Source organism: Acidovorax sp. KNOB132 (assembly GCF_057541515.1).
Genome location: NZ_BAAJYT010000044.1, coordinates 1 through 24,645, shown reverse-complemented (window position 1 = coordinate 24,645; position 24,645 = coordinate 1). Strand labels below are relative to the sequence as shown.

21 protein-coding genes are annotated in these 24,645 nt (G+C 68.3%); 6 read left to right on the top strand and 15 right to left on the bottom strand.

Annotation, left to right across the window (positions count from 1 at the left end):
* Positions 1 to 2: 2 nt before the first annotated feature.
* Entirely contained in the window at positions 3 to 512 is a 510-nt protein-coding gene (locus AC27IO_RS09165) for a FlgO family outer membrane protein (RefSeq protein ID WP_498738565.1), read from the top strand.
* A 183-nt stretch (positions 513 to 695) separates the two neighbouring features.
* On the opposite strand, the gene flhC is transcribed toward AC27IO_RS09165, so the two are convergent.
* From flhC to AC27IO_RS09140, 5 genes are all read right to left on the bottom strand, one after another.
* Positions 696 to 1,238: a flagellar transcriptional regulator FlhC gene (flhC, locus tag AC27IO_RS09160; protein WP_272564393.1), complete on the bottom strand. Its 543-nt coding sequence runs from the start codon at positions 1,236 to 1,238 to the stop codon at positions 696 to 698.
* Positions 1,239 to 1,305: 67 nt separating this feature from the next.
* The gene (gene flhD, locus AC27IO_RS09155; RefSeq protein ID WP_092740590.1) at positions 1,306 to 1,635 is read right to left on the bottom strand and encodes a flagellar transcriptional regulator FlhD; all 330 of its coding nucleotides are present in this window, start codon (positions 1,633 to 1,635) and stop codon (positions 1,306 to 1,308) included.
* Positions 1,636 to 1,868: 233 nt separating this feature from the next.
* Entirely contained in the window at positions 1,869 to 2,768 is a 900-nt protein-coding gene (locus AC27IO_RS09150) for a sulfurtransferase (RefSeq protein WP_498738562.1), read from the bottom strand.
* A 131-nt stretch (positions 2,769 to 2,899) separates the two neighbouring features.
* A complete protein-coding gene (locus tag AC27IO_RS09145) occupies positions 2,900 to 3,811 on the bottom strand; it encodes a DMT family transporter (protein ID WP_498738561.1) in 912 nt (303 codons plus the stop codon).
* Between the two features lie 89 nt (positions 3,812 to 3,900).
* On the bottom strand, positions 3,901 to 5,040 hold the full coding sequence (locus AC27IO_RS09140) for an aromatic ring-hydroxylating oxygenase subunit alpha (RefSeq protein ID WP_284428962.1): 1,140 nt from the start codon (positions 5,038 to 5,040) through the stop codon (positions 3,901 to 3,903).
* A gap of 299 nt (positions 5,041 to 5,339) precedes the next feature.
* Here AC27IO_RS09140 and xseB point away from each other — a divergent pair, with 299 nt between their 5' ends.
* The 4 genes from xseB (at position 5,340) to AC27IO_RS09120 (ending at position 9,920) form a co-directional block, all read left to right on the top strand.
* A complete protein-coding gene (gene xseB, locus AC27IO_RS09135) occupies positions 5,340 to 5,582 on the top strand; it encodes an exodeoxyribonuclease VII small subunit (protein WP_284428961.1) in 243 nt (80 codons plus the stop codon).
* A gap of 8 nt (positions 5,583 to 5,590) precedes the next feature.
* On the top strand, positions 5,591 to 6,532 hold the full coding sequence (locus tag AC27IO_RS09130; RefSeq protein ID WP_498738567.1) for a polyprenyl synthetase family protein: 942 nt from the start codon (positions 5,591 to 5,593) through the stop codon (positions 6,530 to 6,532).
* A gap of 125 nt (positions 6,533 to 6,657) precedes the next feature.
* Positions 6,658 to 8,547, top strand: coding sequence for a 1-deoxy-D-xylulose-5-phosphate synthase (gene dxs, locus AC27IO_RS09125; protein ID WP_498738558.1), 1,890 nt, complete (start codon positions 6,658 to 6,660; stop codon positions 8,545 to 8,547).
* 293 nt (positions 8,548 to 8,840) lie between these two features.
* Positions 8,841 to 9,920 carry a TRAP transporter substrate-binding protein gene (locus AC27IO_RS09120; protein ID WP_272548513.1) on the top strand — a complete coding sequence of 360 codons (1,080 nt, stop codon included), beginning with the start codon at positions 8,841 to 8,843 and terminating at the stop codon, positions 9,918 to 9,920.
* 248 nt (positions 9,921 to 10,168) lie between these two features.
* Here the strand turns inward: AC27IO_RS09120 and AC27IO_RS09115 are convergent, their stop codons facing one another.
* From AC27IO_RS09115 to modA, 10 genes are all read right to left on the bottom strand, one after another.
* Positions 10,169 to 10,696: a hypothetical protein gene (locus AC27IO_RS09115; RefSeq protein ID WP_498738556.1), complete on the bottom strand. Its 528-nt coding sequence runs from the start codon at positions 10,694 to 10,696 to the stop codon at positions 10,169 to 10,171.
* Entirely contained in the window at positions 10,693 to 12,279 is a 1,587-nt protein-coding gene (locus AC27IO_RS09110; RefSeq protein WP_498738554.1) for a TRAP transporter large permease, read from the bottom strand. Before AC27IO_RS09110 ends, AC27IO_RS09115 begins: the two co-directional genes overlap by 4 nt.
* 48 nt (positions 12,280 to 12,327) lie before the next feature.
* Positions 12,328 to 12,867, bottom strand: coding sequence for a TRAP transporter small permease subunit (locus AC27IO_RS09105; protein WP_272564385.1), 540 nt, complete (start codon positions 12,865 to 12,867; stop codon positions 12,328 to 12,330).
* A gap of 286 nt (positions 12,868 to 13,153) precedes the next feature.
* A complete protein-coding gene (locus tag AC27IO_RS09100; RefSeq protein ID WP_284408506.1) occupies positions 13,154 to 13,864 on the bottom strand; it encodes a mechanosensitive ion channel family protein in 711 nt (236 codons plus the stop codon).
* A gap of 63 nt (positions 13,865 to 13,927) precedes the next feature.
* Positions 13,928 to 17,329 (bottom strand): maltose alpha-D-glucosyltransferase, encoded by a 3,402-nt coding sequence (gene treS, locus AC27IO_RS09095; protein WP_498738551.1) that lies wholly within the window; start codon positions 17,327 to 17,329, stop codon positions 13,928 to 13,930.
* Positions 17,330 to 17,344: 15 nt separating this feature from the next.
* A complete protein-coding gene (locus AC27IO_RS09090; protein ID WP_498738549.1) occupies positions 17,345 to 19,504 on the bottom strand; it encodes an alpha-1,4-glucan--maltose-1-phosphate maltosyltransferase in 2,160 nt (719 codons plus the stop codon).
* On the bottom strand, positions 19,491 to 21,416 hold the full coding sequence (glgB, locus tag AC27IO_RS09085; protein WP_317360375.1) for a 1,4-alpha-glucan branching protein GlgB: 1,926 nt from the start codon (positions 21,414 to 21,416) through the stop codon (positions 19,491 to 19,493). Before glgB ends, AC27IO_RS09090 begins: the two co-directional genes overlap by 14 nt.
* 224 nt (positions 21,417 to 21,640) lie before the next feature.
* Positions 21,641 to 22,759: a molybdenum ABC transporter ATP-binding protein gene (gene modC / locus AC27IO_RS09080; RefSeq protein ID WP_498738547.1), complete on the bottom strand. Its 1,119-nt coding sequence runs from the start codon at positions 22,757 to 22,759 to the stop codon at positions 21,641 to 21,643.
* Positions 22,756 to 23,442: a molybdate ABC transporter permease subunit gene (modB, locus tag AC27IO_RS09075; protein WP_317351949.1), complete on the bottom strand. Its 687-nt coding sequence runs from the start codon at positions 23,440 to 23,442 to the stop codon at positions 22,756 to 22,758. The genes modC and modB overlap by 4 nt, the downstream gene beginning before the upstream one ends.
* Positions 23,443 to 23,487: 45 nt before the next feature.
* The gene (gene modA / locus AC27IO_RS09070) at positions 23,488 to 24,252 is read right to left on the bottom strand and encodes a molybdate ABC transporter substrate-binding protein (protein ID WP_498738545.1); all 765 of its coding nucleotides are present in this window, start codon (positions 24,250 to 24,252) and stop codon (positions 23,488 to 23,490) included.
* A gap of 82 nt (positions 24,253 to 24,334) precedes the next feature.
* Between modA and AC27IO_RS09065 the strand changes: the two genes are divergently transcribed.
* On the top strand, positions 24,335 to 24,645 hold a 311-nt coding region (locus AC27IO_RS09065), incomplete at its 3' end, for a winged helix-turn-helix domain-containing protein (protein WP_498738543.1).

The following is a 24,645-nucleotide window of genomic DNA, read 5'->3' as shown; positions in this document are numbered from 1 at the left end:
TGATGGCGCCGGCGGTGGCCCTGCCGGGCTGCGCGCGGTTCTACTACGGCAGCGCGGCCGCGGGCGGCGTGCAGACCGACCTGCTCGAATTCAATCAGAAGGCCGCGGACATGCTGCTGCAGGGCGCGCCGCTCGATCCGCGCCAGCCGGTGCTGGTCTCCACGCTGGTGCACCTGGACCGGCTGAACGAGTCATCCCGGCTGGGCCGCCTGTGCTCCGAACAGATCGCCGGGCGGCTGGTGCAGCGCGGCGTGCGGGTGACCGAGCTGAAGCTGCGCGAGAACCTGGTCATGCGGCCCGGCGACGGCGAACTGCTGCTCTCGCGCGAAGTGCGCGAGGTGAGCCGCGCCCAGGCGGCGCAGGCGGTGGTGGTGGGCACGTACGCGGCCACCCCGCAGACGGTGTACGTGAGCCTCAAGCTGGTGAGCCCCGAGGGCAACGCGGTCATGGCGGCCTACGACTATGCGCTGCCGGTGGACTCGGACATCCGCATCCTGCTGGCGATGCGCTGACGGGCCGGTGGGCGGATGGGGGCTGGGGGCGTTGGCGTGCCGACCGTCCCGCCGCGCCCACGAAAAAACCCGGCCAGGGCCGGGTTTTCGAATGGTTTGATTTGCTATTGATTTTGTAGCGATATGCCCTAGTCGAATATGCGCTGGAAGGCTTTTTGGCTCAAAGCCTGGTGGTGCAGGGGCTCAGTGCAGCATCAGCGCACCGGCCGACTTGCTCTTGCCGGCACGGGCGGGCGGATTGCACAGGCCGCAGGTGTAGTTGCGGGCGTTTTCGTACAGCTCGGTGACGAACTGGCCGCTGCACTGCGAGCAGGCGGTGCGGGTCAGCATGCCGGCGTCCACGAACTTCACCAGGCGCCAGGCGCGGGTGAAGGACAGCAGGGGTTCGATCTCGGCGGTGGTGACCTGCTCGTTGTACAGGCGGTAGGCCTTGGTGAGCAGCTCCACCGAATCCAGGTCCACGCCCTTGGACAGGTATTCGTAGATGTTCAGGAACAGCGAGCTGTGGATGTTCTCCTGCCAGGTCAGGAACCAGTCGGTCGAGAAGGGCAGCTGGCCCTTGGACGGCGACTTGCCGGCGATCTCCTTGTACAGCCGGATCAGGCGCTCGTAGGACAGCGTGGTTTCCGACTCCAGCACCTGCATGCGGGCACCCATCTGGATCAGCATGGCGGCGCGTTCGATCTGCTTGGATTCGTTGAGGACGCTCTTGACGGGTGCGGACATGGCTGGCTTTCGAAGAAGGGTGGGCGGCGGCAGGCGGGCGAGGCGGTGAGGGCGGCGGGCGCTGCGCTCAGAGCACTTCGGACACGCGGCTGGCCATCAGGATGTTGGCGTGCAGCGTGTTGGTCGCTTCGTTGCCGACCTTCTTCGGGGTGTTGTGGTTGGTGAGCAAGCTCCACACCAGGTTGTCGTCCACCCGGAAGCTGCACAGCAGCGTGTTGCGGGAGGCCAGCTTGAGCACCTGAGCGGCCGACAGCGAGGCGAGGATGTCGGCGGCGTCTTCGTTCAGGCCCAGACGGAAAACAGCTTCCGCCTTGTCCTGGCGGATCAGGGTCTGTGCCAACATCAGGTAGGTGAGGTTGGCTTCGCGGATTTCAGCGAGAAGTTGTTCGGAGGTCATGGTGAATCCTTTTCCTTTAACCGATCTGGCGGGGGTCATGCGGTTTGCATGGTTTCGCGATCCGTTGAAATGGATTGTGAATTCAGCCCAATCAAAAATTAAGTCGGGGTTTGGATGTGCAGCGTGTCTGGTCGGCGCACCGCCCGTGTAGGAAGTTGCCTTACAAAATCCGCAGCGGCTGTCCCACCCTGGAGAGGGGGCCGCCTGCTGCACGGCCGGCCCTCCCGCAGGGGTCAGCCGCGCTCCACGGGGCGGTCAGGAACACTGCACCATTCGCTCCAGCTGCCGGCAAACAGCGTGGTTTTTCCGAAACCGGCCAGTTCCATGGCCAGGACATTCGGGATGGCGCTCACCCCGCTGCCGCACTGGTGCACCACCGTGCCGGGCGCGCGGGCGCCGAGCAGGTCCTCGAACTCGGCGCGCAGTTGCGCGGCGGGCTTGAAGCGGCCATCCGGCCCGAGGTTTTCGCTGAAGGGGCGGTTCAGCGCGCCGGGAATGTGCCCGGCCACGGGGTCCAGCGGCTCGACCTCGCCCCGGTAGCGGGCGGGCGCGCGTGCGTCGATTACCGTCTGGCGGTCCTGCCCCAGGGCGGCCTGCACGTCCGCCGCGGTGGCCAGTTGGCGCAGGGGCTCGCCCAGCTTGAAGTTGGACTGGAAATGCGCCGGCTCGTCGCCGCTGGCGAGCTCCCCGCCCGCCGCGGTCCAGGCCTGCAGGCCGCCGTCCAGCACCGCCACCGCATCGTGGCCGGCCCACTTGAGCATCCACCACAGGCGGCCGCAGTAGTTGGCGCCGTTGCGGTCGTACACCACGGCCTGCATGCCGTTGGTGAAGCCGATGCGCGAGAGCCAGGCTTCGAGCCGGTCGCGGTTGGGCAGCGGGTGGCGTCCGCCCGATGCGGGCTGGTCCGCCTCGGTGGCGACGATGGTGCCGCCCGCGCCGGGCGCGCCATGCTTGGCGCTGAGGTCGCGGTCCAGGTGCGCGTAGATCGCGCCGGGAATGTGCGATTGGCGGTATTGCTGCTCGCCCAGCGAGGGCTGCGTCAGGTCGAACGTGCAGTCGAAGACCATCCGCGGCGCACCGCTGGCGATGAGGGATTGCAGTTCGGCGGCGGAGATGAGGGTGGTGTACGGCATGGGACTGAATCAATCGGTGGCGGACAGGCCCTTATTGTGGTCCGGCGCGGCGGGGGCGTGCGTCGGACAGGCCTGACGGGCGGTCGCGCCGGGGAAAGGCACCCGACTGCGGCAGCGCCGGATCGGCGGCCTCAGTGCTCTTCGGCCGGCGCACCGGGGGCCGCGCGCGCCCGCAGCACGGTGGCCACGATGCCGCTCACCACGATGAGCGCCATGCCGGCCCAGCCGATGGCGGGTATGTCGTCGCCAAACAGCAGCACGCTGTACAGCGCCGCGAACACGATGCCCGAATACTGCAGGTTGGCCACCACCAGCGTGCCGCGCGAGGTGCGCGCGGTGGCATAGGCCCGCGTCAGGCACAGCTGGCCGGCCGCCGCCAGCACGCCGATGGGCAGCAGCCACAGGCTGGGCCAGCCCGGCCACTCCGAAGTGCCCGTGAGCAGCAGGCCCGCGCCACCGGCCACCGCCGAGCCCACCGCGAAATAGAACACCGTGCGCGTCTCGGGCTCGCCCAGGCGCGACAGCGCCATCACCTGCATGTAGGCGAACGCGGCGGTGAGGCCCGACAGCAACCCGATCAGGCCGGCGAACATCTGGTGCTGGTCGAGGCTGGGGCGCAGCATCATCACCACGCCGGCAAAGCCCACCATCACGGTGAACACCAGCGTGCCCTGCAGCGGCGGACGCGAACTGCTGCCCGACGGCCGCCAGGCCAGCAGCGCGCCGCCGACGAGGAACGCCGCGATCCACACGCTGCTCATGTAGTTGAGCGTCATCGACGTGGCCAGCGGCAGGTGGGCGATGGAATAGAACCACGAGCCCAGCGAGACCACGCCGATCAGGCTGCGCCAAGCGTGCATGCCCGGGTAGTGCGTGCCCAGCTTGACCCGCTGCGAGCGCGCCAGCGCCCACAGGATCGCCATGCCGATGATCCCGCGGTAGCACACCAGTTCGGCCGAGTTGAAATAGGCCGACGCCACCTTGACGCACACGCCCATGCTGGCGAAGAGGAACGCGGCCAACACCATCCAGAGCGCTTGCATGGGAATGAGGGGGTTTGGAGTAAAAGAGGCCGCATGCCCTAGTGGATCATGCGGTGGTAGCTATTGTTTTTATAGCAATCGGATCGGCGTCAGCGCCGGGGTACCGCATCGCCCATGGCGGCGCGATACCACTCGTGGAAGTGCTGCATGCCGTCTTCCATCGGGCTCTGGTAGGGGCCGACCTCGTTGTCGCCGCGCTCGTAGAGGGCGCGGCGGCCGGCGTCCATGCGTTCGCCGATCTCGTCGTCCTCGATGCAGGTTTCCATGTAGGCGGCCTGCTGGGCCTCGACGAACTCGCGCTCGAAGGCGGTGATCTCCTCGGGGTAGTAGAACTCCACCATGTTCATCGTCTTCGTCGGGCTGACGGGGTGCAGCGTGGAGACGGTGAGCACATGCGGATACCACTCCACCATGATGTGCGGGTAGTAGGTGAGCCAGATCGCGCCGCGCTCGGGCAGCTTGCCTTCGCGGTACTGCAGCAGCACGTCGTGCCATTTGCGGTAGATGTCGGAGCCGGGCTTGCCGAAGGTGGAGGCCACGCCGACCGTCTGCACCGAGTAGTGCTTCTGGAACTCCCAGCTCAGGTCCTCGCAGGTGACGAAGTTGCCCAGGCCCGGGTGGAACGGGCCCACGTGGTAGTCCTCGAGGTAGACCTCGATGAAGGTCTTCCAGTTGTAGTTGCACTCGTGCATTTCCACGCGGTCGAGCGAAAAGCCGTCGAAGCTCAGTTCGGCGCGCGGCCCCATGCCGGCCAGGTCGGCGCCGATGTCGCGGCCGTTGTCCTCGAACAGGAGGCCGTTCCACTCGCGCAGTCCGTAGTTGTTGAGGTTCAGGCAGGGGTCCTGCGCGAAGTGCGGGGCGCCGAGCAGCTGGCCGCCGGGCGAATACGTCCAGCGGTGCAGCGGGCACACGATGTTGCCGCCCGCATGGCCCTTGCCGTGGCCCTGCAGGGTGCCGCGGCCCTTGAGCATCACGGCCTGGCGGTGGCGGCACACATTGGAGATCAGCTCGACGCCGCCCTGCGCGTTGCGCACGAGCGCACGGCCTTCGCCTTCCTGCGGCAGGGCGTAGTAGTCGCCCGCATCGGGCACGGAAAGCTGGTGCCCCACATAGCGGGGCCCGCGCTGGAAGATGGTCTCCAGCTCGCGCTGGAACAGCGCTTCGTCAAAGTAGCTTGAAACTGGTAGTTGGCTTGCGGCCTGCTGCAGTTGAAGACTTAAATCAGACATGGGTGACCTGACCTAAAGACTCCCCACAGGGAGGGTGCGTGAAGTGCACACGGAAAAAAAAGAAACCGGCATGCAAGCCGGCCCGAAGGGAATGGGATTGTAGCCGGTGGGGTTATTTCCGCTCCCCCCGTATGTGTATTGGCCGGGCATGCTTGAGCGCGCCGGGCAAGGCTTGCGCGCCGATGGTGTCGCCAAGGTGCCAGCCATTTTCCACGTGCCGCCCACCCGCCGCCGCCCGCCCGAAGGAGGGTGCGCCTAAAATCACCCGTTTTACCTGCGCGTTCGCCGCCTCCCGTTCCATGCCCAAGGCCTCCGCCGTTCCCCCGAAACTCCCCGAACCCGCCAGCTACGAAGCCGCGCTGGAAGAGCTGGAGCAACTCGTGGGACGCATCGAGTCGGGCCAGTTGCCCCTGGAACAGATGCTCGCGGGCTACCAGCGCGGCGCGCAGTTGCTGGCCTTTTGCCGCGGCCGGCTGGAAGCGGTGCAGGATCAGATCAAGGTATTGGACGAAGGAGCGCTGCAACCATGGACGCAGGAGTGACCCCCACCATGGCGGCAGTGCCGACCCCCCTGGGCCCCTCCACCGTGCCCGATGCGCTTCATGCCCCGTTCGACCTCGGCGGCTGGAGCCATGCGCAACTGGCGCGCGTGGAGGACGCCCTGTCGCGCTGGGTGTGCAGCGATGCGCCCGCGGGCCTGGGCGAGGCCATGCGCTACGCGGTGCTGGACGGCGGCAAGCGCCTGCGGCCCCTGCTGGTGCTGGCCGCCTCGGAGGCCGTCGGCGGCCTGGACGAAGCGGCCCTGCGCGCGGCCTGCTCGGTGGAACTGATCCACGCCTATTCCCTGGTGCACGACGACATGCCGTGTATGGACAACGACGTGCTGCGCCGCGGCAAGCCCACGGTGCACGTGCGCTTCGGCGAGGCGCGCGCGCTGCTGGCGGGCGATGCGCTGCAGGCGCTGGCCTTCGGCCTGCTCACGCCAGAGGGGCCGCAGGTGCCGCCCGCGATGCAGGCCACGCTGTGCCGCATGCTGGCCCAGGCCGCCGGCGCCGATGGCATGGCTGGCGGCCAGGCCATCGACCTGGCCAGCGTGGGCCGCGCTTTGAGCGAGCCCGAACTGCGCCAGATGCACCGGCTCAAGACCGGCGCGCTGCTGCAGGGCAGCGTGGTGATGGGTGCGGCCTGCGGACAGGCCGCGCCGGCCGCCCTGGCCGCGCTGTCGCAGTACGGCGCCGCGCTGGGGCTGGCCTTCCAGGTGGTGGACGACATCCTCGACGTGACGGCCGATTCGGCCACGCTGGGCAAGACCGCCGGCAAGGACGCCGCGAGCGACAAGCCCACCTACGTATCGCTGCTCGGGCTCGAACGCGCCCAGGCGCACGCTGGCGAGCTGCGGGTCGAGGCGCACGCCGCGCTGGCCGCGAGCGGCCTGCCCGACACGCGCGCGCTGGCGGCGCTGGCCGACATGGTGGTGAACCGCTCGCACTGATGATGGCGGCGCGCTGCGTGCCCTGTGCCGCCATCCCCGCAGACCTCCCCGGCGCACCGGCCCGCACAATGAACGGTCTGCAGCGCTTGCCTGCATGGCGCAAGCAGCTCCTCAAACAATAGCCTATGTCCACGAATTCCTTTCCCCTGCTGCAGACCATCAACGACCCGGCCGACCTGCGCCGCCTGTCGCGCGCCGAGTTGAAGGACCTGGCCACCGAACTGCGCGCCTTCGTGCTCGACAGCGTCTCCAAGACCGGCGGGCACCTGAGTTCCAACCTGGGCACGGTGGAGCTGACCGTGGCGCTGCACACCGTGTTCGACACCCCGCGCGACCGCCTCGTGTGGGACGTGGGCCACCAGACCTACCCCCACAAGATCCTGACCGGCCGGCGCGACCGCATGGGCACGCTGCGCCAGTTCGGCGGGTTGTCGGGCTTTCCGCAGCGGGCCGAGAGCGAGTACGACACCTTCGGCACGGCGCACTCCAGCACCAGCATCTCGGCCGCGCTTGGCATGGCGCTGGCCGCCAAGCAGCGGGGAGAGAACCGCCACGCCGTGGCCATCATCGGCGACGGCGCCATGACCGCGGGCATGGCTTTCGAGGCGCTGAACAACGCCGGCGTGGCCGATGCCAACCTGCTCGTCATCCTCAACGACAACGACATGAGCATCAGCCCGCCCGTGGGTGCGCTGAACCGCTACCTGGCGCAGCTCATGAGCGGCCATTTCTACGCCGCCGCCAAGAACGTGGGCAAGACCGTGCTCAAGCCCGTGCCGCCGCTGCTGGAGTTCGCCAAGCGGCTGGAGCAGCAGGCCAAGGGCATGGTGGTGCCGGCCACGCTGTTCGAGAAGTTCGGCTTCAACTACATCGGCCCCATCGACGGGCACGACCTCGACTCGCTCATTCCCACGCTGGAAAACATCAAGGGCCTGAAGGGCCCGCAGTTCCTGCACGTCGTTACCAAGAAGGGCCAGGGCTACAAGCTGGCCGAGGCCGATCCGGTGGCCTACCACGGCCCCGGCAAGTTCGACCCGCGCGTGGGCCTGACGCAGCCCGCCACGCCCCCGAAGCAGACCTTCACCCAGGTCTTCGGCCAATGGCTGTGCGACATGGCGGCCAAGGACGAGCGGCTGGTGGGCATCACGCCCGCCATGCGGGAGGGCTCGGGGCTGGTGGAGTTCGAAAAGCGCTTCCCCGGCCGCTACTACGACGTGGGCATTGCCGAGCAGCACGCGGTGACGTTTGCCGCCGGCATGGCCTGCGAAGGTGTCAAGCCGGTGGTGGCGATCTACTCGACCTTCCTGCAGCGCGCCTACGACCAGTTGATCCACGACGTGGCCCTGCAGAACCTGCCCGTGGTGTTCGCGCTCGACCGCGCGGGCCTGGTCGGCGCCGATGGCGCCACGCATGCCGGCGCCTACGACATTCCGTTCGTGCGCTGCATTCCCAACATGAGCATGGCCTGCCCCGCCGACGAGCGCGAGTGCCGCCAGTTGCTGACCACCGCCTTCGAGCAGGACCATCCCGTGGCCGTACGCTACCCGCGCGGCAGCGGCGCGGGCGTGGTGCCCCTGGCCAGCCTGGAAGGGCTGCCGTTCGGCAAGGGCGAGGTGCGCCGCACGGGCGCGACGCCGCAGGGCCAACGCATCGCCATCCTGGCCTTCGGCACGCTGCTGTACCCCGCGCTGCAGGCGGGCGAGGCGCTGGATGCCACGGTGGTCAACATGCGCTGGGCCAAGCCCATCGACACGGCCCTGCTGCTGGAAGTGGCCGCGAACCACGAGGCCCTGGTGACGCTGGAGGAGGGCACCACGCTGGGCGGCGCCGGCAGCGCCGTGTGCGAGGCCCTCAACGCCGCGGGCGTGGTGCGGCCGGTGCTGCAGCTGGGCTTGCCCGATGCGTTCATCGAACATGGCGACCCCGCCAGGCTGCTGGCGCTGCAGGGGCTGGATGCGGCGGGCATCGAGCAGGCCGTGCGCGCGCGGTTCCTGGCACCGTCCGCTGCGGCCTGAGACCGCCGGACCCGTTCCGAGACGGCCCGAGGTGGGTGGGCCTTCGCAAACGCGGCACGGGCACTGATGCCCTGGCCCCGAGGCGCCCGCTGTCGATCTCCGCGAAGGGCGCGCGCCCGATGCTTGCAGAACCCTGAATGGGCGAAACGGGTGGGTTCTTTCACGGGAAAACCCGCAAAACCCGCTGGGGGCATGTTCCTACAATCGTCCTCGGCCCACACAGTTTCTTGCCCTGGGCGCACGGTGCCCACCAGCGCCGGGTTCTGCCAACAATATCTCGGAGATCAATCCTCATGGATCGTCGTTCAATCATCAAGCACGCCGGCATCGTCGGCGTGCTGGCCGCGGGCGCGGCCCCTGCAGTGCATGCGCAGGCCAACATCCGCTGGCGCCTCGCTTCGAGCTTCCCCAAGTCGCTCGACACCATCTACGGAACGGCGGAGGTGTTCTCCAAGAAGGTCAGCGAAGCCACGGGCGGCAAGTTCCAGATCTCGGTGCATGCCGGCGGCGAGCTGATGCCCGCCTTCGGCGTGGTGGACGGCGTGCAGAGCGCCTCCGTCGAAATGGCCCACACGGCCCCCTACTATTTCTACGGCAAGGACCCGACGTTCTGCCTGGGCTGCGCCGTGCCGTTCGGTCTGAACGCACGCCAGATGAACGCATGGATGTACGAGGGCAACGGCCTGAAGCTCATGCGCGAGTTCTACGCCAAGTACAACATCATCAACCTGCCTGGCGGCAACACGGGCGCGCAGATGGGCGGCTGGTTCCGCAAGGAAATCAAGTCGGTCGCCGACCTGAAGGGCCTCAAGTTCCGCACCAACCCGTTCGCGGGCAAGGTGCTGGAGCCGTTCGGCGTGATCCCCCAGTCCATCCCCGGTGCCGACCTGTACCCCGCGCTGGAAAAGGGCACGATTGACGCGCTGGAGTGGGTGGGACCGTATGACGATCAGAAGCTGGGCTTCAACAAGGTCGCGCCGTTCTACTACTACCCCGGCTGGTGGGAAGGCGGCCCGCAGTTGGACTTCTACATCAACACCAAGGCCTGGGAAGGCCTGCCGGCCGAATACAAGGCCGTGGTGGAAGCCGCCGCCTCGCACGCCCACGTGACCATGCTCGCCAAGTACGATGCCCGCAACCCCGTGGCCATCAAGCAACTGGTGGGCTCCGGCACCAAGCTGCGTCCCTTCACGCAGGACGTGATGAACGCGGCCTTCAAGTCGGCCCAGCAGATCTACTCGGACCTGAACAACAGCAACCCCGAGTGGAAGAAAATCTACCCCGACTACTCCAAGTTCCTGGCCGACCAGAACGCCTGGTTCCGCTTCACCGAAGGCACGTTCGACCGCTTCATGCAGCAGCAGAAGCTGTAACTGCGCAATCCTCCGAGCCGCCGTGTGAACGGCGGCTTTTTTTGGGTGCCTGGCTGGTGCGCAAGCACCAACGCAGAGTGTCTGTCGCGTCCCTCGCGGGATGTGTGGGTTGAAACGGGAGCAGGGGCTCCAAGGTTCGAATCCTGGTATTGGTCGCGCCCCCCGTGGGCGCGTGGATCATGCGCCTTGCCGCACCACGGCCTTGGCTGCGCACCGCAGGAGCGGCTGGTGGCATTTCGCCCGGCGCTTCAGCGAGTTGTCGGGGGCTGGTCTTCAGAGCGGGCTGGTGGATTGCTGCCCTGCCGGACCACCGCCTCGCCGAAGGCCACCAACAAGGCCGGGTCGGCCGAATGCACCCAGGCGATGCTGCCGTTGCGCCGGCGCACGAGCATGCGGGGCGCGACGATGCCGCTCAGCCAGGGCCAGTGCACGATTTTGAAAGTGGCCACTTCGCGGATGTGCACCTTCTTGTCCCACAGCCACGATTGCAGCAGGGCGTCGCCCGTGAAGCGCGTGCGGCTGAACACCATCCACCAGCCCACCCAGGCGATCAGCACCCCGGCCAGGCAGAAGGTGGCCAGGCTGGTGAAGGACCACTGCGCGCCGCGCAGCGCGGGCACCGACCAGGCCGCGAACGCGCCGAGCGCCACGACGATGGCCACGGCCAGCCCGCGCACCGCGGGCGGGTAGGCGGCGCTTTCCAGCCAGGCGCCCCCGGCACCACCCGGTGCGTCCGCTGCATCCGCAGGGGGCACGTTCGGGGAGTTGCCCGTCATTGCGGCGTGCTGGCCGCGCCTTCGGCCGGTGCGGCGTCCGGTGCTGGCTCGGGCACCGGCATGGCGGGCTCGGCACCGGTTTCAGCGGCCGGGGCGGCGCTGCCCGCTGCGGGTTTTTCTCCAGTGCCGAACGGGTCATCCATGTTGATGGTGGGCTCGGCGGACGAGTCGGCCGGCATCTCGAGCTGCACCTTGTCCAGGTCGACCACCTGCTCCTTGTCCAGGAAGACGGTCACCGTTTGCGGGAAGAAGATCACGATCGCCACCAGGATCAGCTGCATGATCACCCAGGGGATGGAGCCCATGTAGATGTCGCTGGACTTGACCGGCCTGTCGATGCGTTTTTCCTTGAACAGCGTGTCCGAGATGCCGCGCAGGTAGAACAGCGCGAAGCCGAAGGGCGGGTGCATGAAGCTCGTCTGCATGTTCACGCACAGCAGCACGCCGAACCACACCAGGTCGATGCCCAGCTTGTGCGCCACGGGGCCCAGCAGCGGCAGGATGATGAAGGCGATCTCGAAGAAGTCGAGGAAGAACGCCAGGAAGAAGATGAAGATGTTCACCACGATCAGGAAGCCGATCTGGCCGCCCGGCAGGTCGCTCAGCAGGTGTTCGATCCAGATGGCGCCATCCACGCCCTGGAACACCAGCGAGAACACGCGCGAGCCGATCAGGATGAACACCACCATGGCCGTGAGCCGCATGGTGCCGTCCATCGCTTCCTTGATGAGCTGCCACGTGAGCCGCTTGTGGATGGCCGCCAGGATCAGCGAGCCCACCGCGCCCATGGCGCCGGCCTCGGTCGGCGTGGCGATGGCGTGGTCCATGAAGGGCAGGCCGCCCATGGAGCCCAGCACCGCGAAGATCAGGATGGCCGAGGGAATGATGCCGCGCAGGCACTTGCCCCACAGGGCCCAGCCGTGCAGCGTGCGCGCCGTCTTGGGCAGGCCGGGCACGTATTCGGGGCGGAAGCGGCCCAGCAGGAAGGTGTAGATGGCGAAGATCAGCACCTGCAGGATGGCGGGGCCCCAGGCGCCCTTGTACATGTCGCCCACCGAACGGCCGAGCTGGTCGGCCATGACGATCAGCACCAGCGAGGGCGGCACCAGTTGCGTGATGGTGCCCGAGGCCGCCAGCACGCCGGTGGAGTAGCGCATGTTGTAGCCGTAGCGCATCATCACCGGCAGCGAGATCATGGCCATGGCGATCACCTGGCCGGCCACGGTGCCGGTGATGGCCCCGAGGATGAAGCCCACGATGATGACCGAGTAGCCCAGCCCGCCGCGCACCGGGCCGAACAGCTGGCCCATGGAGTCGAGCATGTCCTCGGCCAGGCCGCATTTCTCGAGCACCGCGCCCATGAGCGTGAAGAACGGAATGGCCAGCAGCAGGTCGTTGGACAGGATGCCGAACATGTTGATCGGCAGGTTCGCCATGAAGTTGGCCGGGAACCAGCCCATCTCGATGGCGAAGAATCCGCTGAACAGGCCCAGGGCCGCGAGCGAAAACGCGACCGGGAACCCGATCAGCATGATCACGATCAGCCCCGCGAACATGATCGGGGCAAAGTTTTCCATGTGCATTCTGGTGTCGTCCTGAGAGAAGTCGGTGGGGCAGGGGCGGGCGGGTGCTTACTGCACCGGCTTCTCGTAGTGCGTGTTCATCTGGATGTCGCCGCGCAGGTAGGCCACGCGCTTGATGATCTCGGCCACGCCTTGCAGGAACATCGCGCCGAAGCCCAGGGGCATCAGCAACGCGGCGGGCCAGCGGATCAGGCCGCCGATGTTGCCGGACATCTCGCCAGACACCAGCATGTGCCAGAAGAACGGCGCCGTCAGCCAGGTGAGCAGGCCCATCACCGGCAGCAGGAAGACGATCAGGCCGAACAGGTCCACCAGCACGGGCTTCTTGCCGCGCAGCCGGCCGTAGATGATGTCCACGCGCACGTGCTCGTTGAGCTTGAGCACCAGCGGCGCGCCCAGCATCACGGTGGTGGCGAAGAGGTACCACTGGATCTCGAGCCAGGCGTTGGAACTCATGTCCAGGCCGTAGCGGATGATCGCGTTGGTGGCGGAAATCAGAGCGGCGGCGAGCACGGCCCATCCGGCCACCTTGCTGAGCTTGGTGGAAATCCAGTCCATGCCCATGGCCAATTTGAGGAGTCCTGACACGGTTTGTCTCCTGGAGAACTTGGGGAATTATTGAAATACGGCGGCCCGGCCGCTGCGCGTGGACGCAGGGCCGGCAGTGGCGCCGATCGTACTCCCGGGCTGCTGAAAAAAGCCTGACGCTGGGGGGTGGGGTTTTCCCGTGCGGCTTGGCCCTGTGCGCCGCGCCATGCAACGGCGGGGCGAAAAAAACCCCGCGACACAGCGCGGGGTGGAGGCGCCCAGAGGGCGTGGAAGGGGCCGTCTCAGCAGCCTGGTGGGCAGCGCCGTTGACGCGGCCGGGCCGGTGTCATGGAATGCGGTGGTCGTCGCCCGCAGGGCCGTCGCCCGGGCCGCGCTTGCGCGGCCACCAGTGCTCGATGCACTCGGCCGCGCGGTCCTTGCCCCCTAAGCCGAAGGCCAGCGCCAGGGCGAACACCGCGCCGCCCAGCACGATGAGGAAGCTCTGGCGCACGATGTCGCCGCCGATGCGCAGGTGGTCGAGCGCGATCAGCACGACGAAGGCCACGATCGCGTACTGCGCCAGCTTGCCCAGCAGCACGGTTTCCTTCAGGCCGCTGCGCCGGCCCTGCGCGGCCACCATCTCGCCGACGAAGCGGCCGAAGTATGCGCCCAGCGCGAGGATGATGAGCGCGATGAACAGGTTGGGCACGAACCACACCACGCGGCTGAGCAGCGCGGTCACGTAGCTCAGGCCCAGGCCGTTGAAGGCGATGAGCAGCGAGGCGAGGATGACCAGCCAATAGACCAGGATGCCGAAGATGCTGGTGGTGTCGCCCTGCACGCCGCCTTGCTTCAGAAAGCCGTCGAGCCCGGCGCGCTGCGTGAGCACCTGGAAGTTGATCGCGCGCAGCCCGCGGGTCACGGCGAAGCGTGCCGCCTTGGCCACCAGCCAGCCGGCTGCGACGACGAGCAGGGCGATGAGAAGCCGCGGCAGGAATGCGCTGACCTGCAGCAGCATGGCGCGGGCCGGTTCCAGATGAATGCTGAAATTTTCCATGGAGGGTGCCCTCAATTGATCGGGTGAACGTGGACGGTCGTTGGCGGGCCGGGTGACCGGCGCCTACGGTGCCGCAGGGGCGGGCGAGGGCGAGGCCGCGGCGCCGATGAGCGCCAGCAGCCCCTGCAGCGGCACCTGCGCCCAATCGACGCGGTTGCCGAGTTCGTAGCGCAGCTCGTACAGCGCCTTCTCGATCTCGAACAGCGCCACGATGGCGCCGTCCGGCACGGGGGCCACCTCCAGGTGGGCGCCGGGGTGGGTGGCCGGGGCGCTGGCCTCGGCGGCATAGGCCTCGAGAAACTCGGCGCGCGTCTCGCGTTCCCATTGCTGGGCCGCTTCGTCCAGGCGCAGCATCTCCTCGGTGGACTGGGTCATCCGCTTGAGCGCGGCCCAGCGGGCGTAGTTGAACGAGCGCAGCATGCCGGCCACGTCGCGCAGGGGCGAGCTCTTGGCGCGGCGCTGCTCGAAGGTGCGGCCGGGTTCGCCCTCGAAGTCGATGATGACGAAGTCGTTGTCGGTCACCAGCACCTGGCCCAGGTGGTAGTCGCCGTGGTAGCGCGTCTTGTGGCCCGAAGGGGTCACGCCGGTACCCTGGCCGATGCGGTCCATGAGGGTGGCGCGCCGGGCCAGCAGGGCCTGGGCATCGGTGCGCGCGGCGGGGGGCAGGTCGGCCATGCGCTGCTCCAGCAGCGCCAGCGTGTCGGCCGCCTCGGCCAGGGCCCGCTCATGGAAGGCCTGCACGTCCTGCGCGGTGACCGGCTCCGGATCGAACGCCGGGTTGCCGGTGCGCAGCGCGAGCGCCCGGTGCAGGCCGGCGGTGCGGCGGCCGAGGGTTCGCACCAGCGCGAGGAAGCCTCCATGCACGTCCGCTGTGGCGCCCGAGGCGATGCGCGTGTCTTCCAGAAACCGCTCCAGGTAGCCCAGGGTGTATTCCCAGCCGTCGCCCTGGTTGGACACGTAGGACTGCACCAGGGCCAGCGTCATGGTCGTGCCGTCGCCCGCGACGTACTCGACCGCGCCGCCCACCGGCACGCAATGCTCGAAGCGCGCGGCCTCGGTCAGGAAGCGGCCCACCTCCAGCTCGGGATTGACCCCGTTGCGCACGTGCCGGTAGCCCTTGAGGAACAGCTTTTCGCCCAGGGTGACCACGGTGTTGCTGCTCTGCGCGCCCGGGCGGCCCACGGTGAGGTCATCCAGCCCCTGCGCCATCCCGGCGAAGGCCACGGTGCTGCGAAAACGCAGCGTGCCGCCGCGGTCGGTTCCCAGTTGTTCGTTGGCACCGATGGCCCGCACCACCGCGCGGCAGAAGGCCTCGTCGTGGAAGGCGTCGCCCATCACGCCCACGTTGGCCTGCTGGCGCACGCGCGCCACGCCGCCGGGCGAGAGCCGGCGCATGCGCTCTTCATCGCCTTCTTCCCATGCCAGGGCCAGGGGAACGAAGTACGAGGCAGGCGGCGTGGACGGAGCCTCGACATTCAGGATCGGCAGCATCCATTCATAGCCGCCCTCGGTCTTCCACACGGTGTGGTCCTGGATGCGTGCGCGCTCGATGGCCGTGCCCTTGCCGGCGTACCAGCGCTGCAGCTCGATGTAGCGCGGCAGCGTGTCGGATTCGAATTGCACGCGCATGCGTTCGGCCATGCCGATGCGCCAGGGCATCACGTTTTCGCGGAAGAAGCTGGTCCAGCCGTCGAACAGCACCAGCACCGGGCGCTCCTGCAGGTCGAGCCCGTCCTGGTGCCAGGACGGCACCTGCGCCTCGGTGGACAGGCGGAACCAGTAGAACCCGTAGGAGTGCAGCGTGAGCAGGTAGGGCAGGTCGCCGATGGGCGGGAAGGTGACGCGGCCCAGCATTTCCAGCGGGGCGCGCCCCTTGTAGGCCGACAGGTCCAGCTCCACCGGCTGGGCGGCGCGAGACAGGTTGAACACGGTCAGGATCACGTCGTCGCCGTGTTCGCTGATGTAGGCGAGGATCTTGCGGTTGCCCGGCTTCAGGAAGATGCGCCGGCCACGCCCGAAGGCCCGGCTGGTCTTGCGCACGGCCAGCATGCGGCGGGTCCAGTTGAGCAGCGAACTCTGGTCGCTGGCCTGGGCCTCGACGTTCAGCGCCTCGTAGCCGTACACGGCATCCATGATGGGCTGCAGGTACAGCCGCTGCGGGTCGGCGCGCGAGAAGCCGGCGTTGCGGTCGGGGTTCCACTGCATCGGCGTGCGCACGCCGTTGCGGTCACCCACGAACACGTTGTCGCCCATGCCGATCTCGTCGCCGTAGTAGATGATGGGCGAGCCGGGCATGGACAGCAGCATGCCGTTCATGAGCTTCACGCGGTCGATGTCGTTTTCCATCAGCGGCGCCAGGCGGCGGCGGATGCCGAGGTTGATGCGTGCGCGCATGTCGGCGGCGTACATGGTGTACATGTAGTCGCGTTCCTTGCTGGTCACCATCTCCAGCGTCAACTCGTCATGGTTGCGCAGGAAGATCGCCCACTGGCAGCCGTCGGGAATGTCGGGCGTCTGCTGCAGGATCTCGACGATGGGGTGGCGGTCTTCCTGGGCGATGGCCATGTACATGCGCGGCATCAGCGGGAAGTGGTAGGCCATGTGGCATTCGTCGCCATCGCCGAAATACTCGCGCACGTCCTCTGGCCACATGTTGGCCTCGGCCAGCAGGAAGCGGTTCTTGTATTCGGCGTCGATCGCGGCGCGCAGCCGCTTGATCACCGCATGCGTCTCGGGCAGGTTCTCGTTGCTGGTGCCGTCGCGCTCGATCAGGTAGGGGATCGCGTCCAGCCGGAAGCCGTCCACACCCATGTCGAGCCAGAAGCGCATGGTCTTGAGCACGGCCTCCATCACCAGCGGGTTGTCGAAATTCAGGTCCGGCTGGTGGCTGAAGAACCGGTGCCAGTAATAGGCCTTGGCCACGGGGTCCCAGGCCCAGTTCGACGTCTCGGTGTCGGTGAAGATGATGCGCGTGCCCTGGTAGATCTGGTCGGTGTCGCTCCACACGTAGAAGTCGCGCTCGGGCGAGCCGGGCGGCGCGGTGCGCGCGCGCTGGAACCAGGGGTGCTCGGCGGAGGTGTGGTTGATGACCAGCTCGGTGATCACGCGCAGGCCGCGCTGGTGGGCCGCGTCCAGCATCTCGCGGAAGTCGTCCAGCGTGCCGTACTGCGGGTGGACGTCTTCGTACTCGGAGATGTCGTAGCCGTCGTCGCGCAGCGGCGATGGGTAGAACGGCATCAGCCAGATCGTGTTGACCCCGAGGTCCTTCACGTAGTCGAGCTTGGCGGTCACGCCCTTGAAATCGCCCACCCCGTCGCCGTTGGTGTCGAAGAAGGCCTTGACGTTGAGCTGGTAGATGACCGCGTCCCGGTACCACTGGGGATCGTCGCTGGTGTCGATCTCCGTGTTCTCGGGGGTGACGGCCGGCTCTGGCTCGGGCAGGGGGTGGACCAAAGGTGCATTCATGGGCGGCTCTTCTTTTTATTCAAAATGGTCAAAGTCGTCGTGGCGGCCGACGCGCCGGCGCACCACGAACACGTGGGCGGGCGAGCGGTGCGGGTCCAGCAGCACGTAGTGCGCATCGCCCTGCCAGACGAATCGCTGCTGGCTCAGCAGGTCGTGCATCTGCCAGTCAGTGGGAGGGGGTGCGGGCTGCGAGGCCGGCATGTCGGACGTGGAGGGGTCGGTGGCCGCGATGTCCGCCGCCGACAGCCGCAGCCAGCCCGACTGCGGGTGGTGCGGGTCCAGGTTGACCACGGTGACCACGATGTTCCGTCCGTCAGCGGAGTGCTTCATGTAAGCCAGCAGCTGGTCGTTGTCCACATGCAGGAAGCGCAGCCTGTGGTCCGCATGCAGGGCCGGGTTCTCGCGCCGGATCTGGTTCACGCGGGTGATGAAGGCGCGCAGGTTGCCGGGGCGCTCCAGGTCCCAGTGGCGCAGCTGGTACTTTTCGGAGTCGAGGTATTCCTCGCTGCCCGGCCCGCGCGGCAGGTGCTCCAGCAGTTCATAGGCCGGGCCGTAGATGCCGTAGCTGGCGGCCAGCGTGGCGGCCAGCACCAGCCGTGCCATGAAGACGGCCGGCTCGCCGCCCTGCAGGTGCTCGTGCAGGATGTCCGGCGTGTTGGGCCAGGCGTTGGGCCGGAAATACTCGCGGCCCGGTCTGGTGGACAGCTCGGTGAAGTACTCCGTCAGCTCGTGCTTGGTGTTGCGCCACGTGAAGTAGGTGTACGACTGGGTGAAGCCCCGCTTGGCCAGCCCGTGCATCACCTTGGGCCGCGTGAAGGCTTCGGCCAGGAAGATCGTGTCCGGGTGGTCGCGCTGGATCTCGGCGATCACCCATTCCCAGAACGGAAAGGCCTTGGTGTGCGGGTTGTCCACCCGGAAGATGCGCACGCCCTCGCCGATCCAGTGCTCGAACACGCTTTTGAGTTCGCTCCACAGGCCGCGCCAGTCGTCGCATTCGAAGTTGAAGGGGTAGATGTCCTGGTATTTCTTGGGCGGGTTCTCGGCGTACTGCACCGTGCCGTCCGGGCGCCAGCGGAACCAGTCGGGGTGTTCCTTCACATAGGGGTGGTCCGGCGCGCATTGGAAGGCAATGTCCAGCGCCACTTCCAGGCCCTGCTCCTTGGCGGCCACGACCAGCCGGCGAAAGTCCTGCACGGTGCCCAGTTCGGGCAGGATGGCCTTGTGCCCACCCTCCTTTGCGCCGATGGCCCAGGGGCTGCCCACGTCGTCGGGCCCCGCGGCCAGGGCATTGTTCTTGCCCTTGCGCTGCTCCCGCCCGATGGGATGGATGGGTGGGAAATACAGTACGTCGAAGCCCATGGCCGCGATATCGGCCAGGCGCGCCTCGACGTCGCGGAACGTGCCGTGCACGCCCGCGGTGGGGGAGGTGGAGCGGGGGAACAGCTCGTACCAGGTGCTGTAACGGGCCCGCTCGCGGTCGGCCCGCAGCGGCAGGGCGTCGGGGTAGCGCACCTCGAAGCGGCGGTCGGGGTGGCGGCGCATCGCCGCGGCGGCGGCTTCGTCCAGCGCCAGGGCCTTGAGCATGTCTGCGTCACCCTCGGCCTGGGCGCCGCGTTCCAGGGCCTGGGCCCAATCGGTCAGGTCGCTGCGGTCGCGGGCGGCGCTGGCACGCTGGGCCGCCGCCAGGGCTTCCGCCGCGCCCACGCGCGCGGCGACGCGGATGTCCTGCGGATCGACGCGGCGTTCGAGTTCCCGGCGCCAGGATTCGAACGGGTCCACCCAGGCCGACACGGTGTAGCGGTACAGGCCCGGCTCGGGCGGGGTGAAGTCGGCCACCCATTCGTCGTTGCCGCTGGCCTCCATGGCCACTTCGGTGGCGTCTGCGGGGGCTGTGGTGGCGTTGCCATCCCGGTCGCGCCACCACTGCAGCGCCACGCGCAAGACGTCGTGCCCGTCGGTGAAACAGTGCGCGGTGATGCGGGCCGGTTCGCCGGCCACGCGCTTGGCGGCAAAGCGACCGCCGTCCACGCAGGGGAGCACGGCTTCGACCACGGCGCGCACACGGCCGTCTGTACCGCCGATCAGGGTCACCAGAGTGGACGGGCTCGCTGGCGACGCCGCAGAGGCATTGGCCGCAGGGCGGAAAGAAGAGGGCAGGGTGTCAGGCTTTGGCATGGCGCGCAGGCTCCTGTCGGAAGATGAGGGTGGAGAGCGGCGGCAGCGTGAGGCACAGCGATTGTTCCCACTGGTGCGACCGCACAGGCGCGGCCTCCACGCCGCCCAGGTTGCCCCAGCCGGCACCGCCGAACTCGCGCGCGTCGCTGTTGAGCAACTCCTGCCAGTAGCCGGAGGACGGCACACCCACCAGGTAGTTGGTGCGCGGCACGGGCGTGAGGTTGCAGACCACCAGCACCGGGCCGGCGCCGTCTTCCCGCGCCGCCCGATGGCTGGGCTTGCGCAGGAAGGCGATCACGCTCTGCCCGGCGTCGTCGGCCTCCACCCATTGAAAACCCTCCGCCGAAAAGTCCACTTCATGCAGAGCGGGCTCGCTGCGATAGACGCGGTTGAGTTCGCGGATCAGGCGCTGCACGCCACCGTGCAACGGGCTGTCGCACACCCACCATTCGAGTTCGCCTTCATGTGTCCACTCGCGGCGCTGGCCGAACTCGCCGCCCATGAAGAGCAGCTTCTTGCCCGGGTGCGACCACATCAGGCCGAACAGCGTGCGCAGGTTGGCGAACTGCTGCCACTCGTCGCCGGGCATCTTGTTGATCAGCGAGCCCTTGCCGTACACCACTTCGTCGTGCGAGAGCGGCAGCACGAAGTTCTCGTTGAAGGCATACACCAGCGAGAACGTGAGCTTGTGGTGGTGGTATCGACGGTTGACCGGGTCTTCCTTCAGGTAGGCCAGCGTGTCGTGCATCCAGCCCATGTTCCACTTCATGCCGAAGCCCAGGCCGTTCATCTCCACGGGGCGCGAGACCATCGGCCAGGCGGTGGATTCCTCCGCGATGCTGACCGTGTCCGGGTGGTCGCGGTAGACCGCTCGGTTGAGCAGCCGCATGAACTCGATGGCTTCCAGGTTCTCGCGGCCGCCGTGGCGGTTGGGTATCCACTCGCCGTCCTTGCGGGCGTAGTCCAGGTAGAGCATGGACGCGACCGCATCCACGCGCAGCCCGTCCAGGTGGTACTTGTCGAGCCAGAACAGGCCGGAGGAGATGAGAAAGCTGCGCACCTCGTGCCGGCCGTAATTGAAGATGGCCGAGCTCCATTCGGGGTGGAAACCCTGGCGCGGGTCCGAATGCTCGTACAGGTGGGTGCCATCGAACTCCGCCAGCCCGTGGGCGTCCACCGGAAAGTGGGAGGGCACCCAGTCCAGCAGCACGCCGATGCCGCGCTGGTGCAGGTGGTCCACGAAGTACATGAAGTCCTGCGGGGTGCCGTAGCGCGAGGTGGGCGCGAAGTACCCGGTGGTCTGGTAGCCCCAGGAGCCATAGAACGGGTGTTCGGTGATGGGCATCAGCTCCACGTGCGTGAAGCCCAGGGACGTCACGTAGTCCGCCAGTTCATGGGCCAGTTCGCGGTAGTTCATGAACTGGCCGTTTCGGCGGCGCCAGGAGCCGGGGTGCATCTCGTAGATGGACATCGGCGCATCCAGCGCGTTGCGCGGCCCGCGCGATGCCATCCAGTCGCTGTCGCCCCATTCGTAGTCGAGGGACCAGATGCGCGATGCGGTGTTGGGCGGCAATTCGGCACACACTGCGAAGGGGTCGGCCTTTTCGAGCACGCGGCCCCCGTTGTGCGACACGATGCGGTATTTGTAGGCTTGGCCGTGCGCGGCGTGGGGGGAGGCTCCCTCCCAGATGCCGCTGCCATCGGACCGGGCGTGGAGCACATCCGCATCGGGGTTCCAGCCATTCCAGTCGCCGATGACCGAGACCGATGCGGCGTTGGGTGCCCAGACGGAAAAGTCCGCACCGCCGCCCTCGCTGCGCAGGTGGCAGCCCATGGCCTGGTAGAGGCGTGAATGCGTTCCTTCGCGAAGGAGATAGGCGTCGTGGGCGGTCAGCAGGGCGGTGTGGGGCAAAGGCACGGGCTTGGATCCTTGGGGGAGTGGGCGCTCCGCGGCGCAGGGCGCGCCAGCGCAACCGGTTCACAAAACCCATTGGGGCACGTCCCGCGGGGTCGTCGCTGCGCGGGAGTGGCGCTTGGGTTTGTAGGACAGCGCCTATTCGGGGGCATTGGGAACGCATGGCCCGATAGTGCCTTTCCCCGGCGTGCAGCGGCCGTGCCGTCCCTGCACGGCAGGGGTCAAACGAGCAGCGCCACGCCCTTGATCTGCGCGAAAACCGGCAGGCCCGGGGCCAGCCCCAGGGTGCATGCCGAGCGCTGGGTGACGCGGGCGAGCAGGGGCGTGCCCTGGGCATCGAGCGCCACCATGGCCAGCCCCGGGCCGTCCTCGCGCAGCGCCACCACCCGCGCCGGCAGCACGTTCAGCACGCTGCTGTGCAGCGGCGCGGCCAGCGCCACTGTCACATCGCGCGCCTGCACCCGCAAGCGCACGGCCGTGCCCGGCGGGTGGGGATGGGCGGTGGCCACCAGCAATGCGCCGCCCCCGGGCAGGCGAACGTCCATGAGTTGGTCCGCCGCATCGTGGCCGGACACGGTGCCCTCGGCCACGGTCGCCGCCGTGTCGCCCTCGGCGAGCGGCAGGTCCAGCCGCGCCAGGAGGGCCGGCGCGGGGCCGCTCGCCAGCACCCGACCGCCGCCAAGCAGCACCAGGTGCTGCGCCAGCCGGGCCACTTCGTCCTGCGCATGGCTCACGTACAGCACGGGAATGTCCAGTTCGCGCTGCAGGCGCTCCAGATAGGGCAGCACTTCGGCCTTGCGCTGCGCGTCCAGGGCAGCCAGGGGCTCGTCCATCAGGAGCACGCGGGGGCTGGCGGCCAGGGCCCGGGCCATCGCCACCCGCTGACGCTCGCCCCCCGACAGGGTGCTTGGCTGGCGGGCCAGCAGGGGTTGCAGCCCGAGCAGTTCGACGGCCTGCTCCAGCGACACCTTCCTGCGCGCTGGGGGTGTGCGCCGCAGGCCGTACTCGAGGTTGCGGCGCACGTCCAGGTGCGCGAAAAGGCTCGATTCCTGGAACACATAGCCCAGCGCCCGCTGGTGCGTCGGGAGCCACAGGCGCTGCGCGTCGTCCTGCCACACCTGCCCATGAACCGCCACGCGCCCCTGAGCCCGCTCCAGGCCCGCCAGGGCCCGCAGGCAGGTCGTCTTGCCACAGCCCGAGGGACCGTAGAGCGCCGTGACGCCCCGGCCGGGAAGGGACAGGTCCAGGTCCAGCGCGAAGCCGCCCGGGCGCTGCAGCCGCAGGCGGGCCTCGATGGTGCCTTCGCCCGTGCAGGGCAACCGTCCCGCACCGGCCGTCATGCCGCGCCCCTGCCGGGCCGTGCGGGCTGCAGCCAGTGCAGCAACAGCAGCACCCCGAACGAGAACACCACCATGCTCCCCGCCAGCCAGTGGGCCTGCAGGTATTCCATGGCCTCCACGTGGTCGTAGATCTGGACCGACACCACGCGCGTCACGCCGGGAATGTTGCCGCCGAGCATGAGCACCACGCCGAACTCTCCCACCGTGTGCGCAAAGCTCAGCACCCCCGCCGTGAGAAAGCCCGACCGCGCGAGCGGCATCCCCACGGTGAAGAAGCGGTCCCACGGGCCCGCGCCCAGCGTGGCGGCGGCCTCCATCGGCCGCGCTCCCACCGCCTCGAATGCGCGCTGCAGCGGCTGCACCGCGAACGGCAGCGAGTACACGACCGATCCCACCAGCAGACCGGCGAAGGTGAAGGGCAGGGTGGCCAGGCCCATCGACTGCATCGCGCGGCCCACCGGGCCGTTGGGGCCCAGGGTGAGCAGCAGGTAGAAACCGATCACCGTGGGGGGCAGCACCAGCGGCAGCGCCACCACCGCCGAGACCGGGCCGCGCCAGCGCGACGGCGTGTGCGCCAGCCACCAGGCCAGTGGCGTGCACAGCACCAGCAGCGTGAGCGTGGTGAGCGCGGCCAGCCGCAGCGTGAGGCCGATGGCGGCCAGGTCCTGCGCAGAAAAAGGCATCGGCAGCGTGTCGGTCCGGCGGCTTTGGCGGGTGCGGGCAGGGGCTCAGAGCCCGTAGCCGTAGGCCCGGATCACCTCGCGCGCCGCGTCGCTGCGCAGGAATTTCATCAGGGCAATGGCGGCGGGCTGGTCCTTGCCCGTGGCGAGCAGGACGGCATCCTGCCGGATGGGGTCGTGCAGCGCCTCCGGCACCTGCCAGGCCGAGCCCTTGGCGATCTTGCCGCCTTCCATGACCTGCGACAGCGCCACGAAGCCCAGCTGCGCATTGCCCGTGGCCACGAACTGGTAGGTCTGCGCGATGTTCTCGCCCGTCACGAAGCGCGGCTGCAGGCGCTCGCCCAGGCCGAGCTTTTCCAGCGTCTGCACGGCCGCCAGGCCATAGGGCGCGAGCTTGGGGTTGGCGACGGCCAGATAGGTGAAATCGCCCGCCTTGAGCACCTGGCCCTGGTCGTCCACGTAGCCCTCACGCGGGCTCCACAGCACCAGCCGTCCCACGGCATAGGTGAAGCGCGATCCCTGCACGGCCTGGCCCTCCTGCTCCAGCCGGGCGGGCGTGGTGTCGTCGGCGGACAGCAGCACCTGGAACGGTGCGCCGTTCTTGATCTGCGCATAGAACTTGCCGGTGGCCCCGAACGACAGCACGGCCTTGTGGCCGGTGGCCTGCTCGAACGCCGCGGCGATCTTCTGCATTGGCGCCGTGAAATTGGCCGCGACGGCGACGGGCACCTCTCCGGCATGGGCCGAAGCCAGGCCCGCCAGGGCCATGCCGGCAGCGGCCAGCAGTCGGGAGGGGGCGGAGGCAAATCGCATGGCGCTATTCCTTGGATGAATAGCGGTCGAGTATAGCGACGGGTTTCCCGGGCAGCCCTGGACAGCGCGGCATGATGCGCCCATGACAAAGCGGCTTTCCCTCTCCGATGCGCTGGGCCAGGGCATGGCGGACCGGCGCATCGACATCCTGCGCCAGATCGGCGTGGGCGGATCGATCTCGCAGGCCGCGCGGGCCGTGGGCGTGAGCTACAAGGCGGCCTGGCAGGCGGTGGACGCGCTCACCAACCTGGCGGGCGTGCCCCTGGTGGCGCGCGCCGTGGGCGGCACCGGCGGTGGCGGCGCGCAGCTGACCCCGGCGGGGCTCGAATTGCTGAACGCGGCCGATGCGCTGGAGGAGGCCCGCCGCGAAGTGCTCGGTCGGCTGGCGCACGG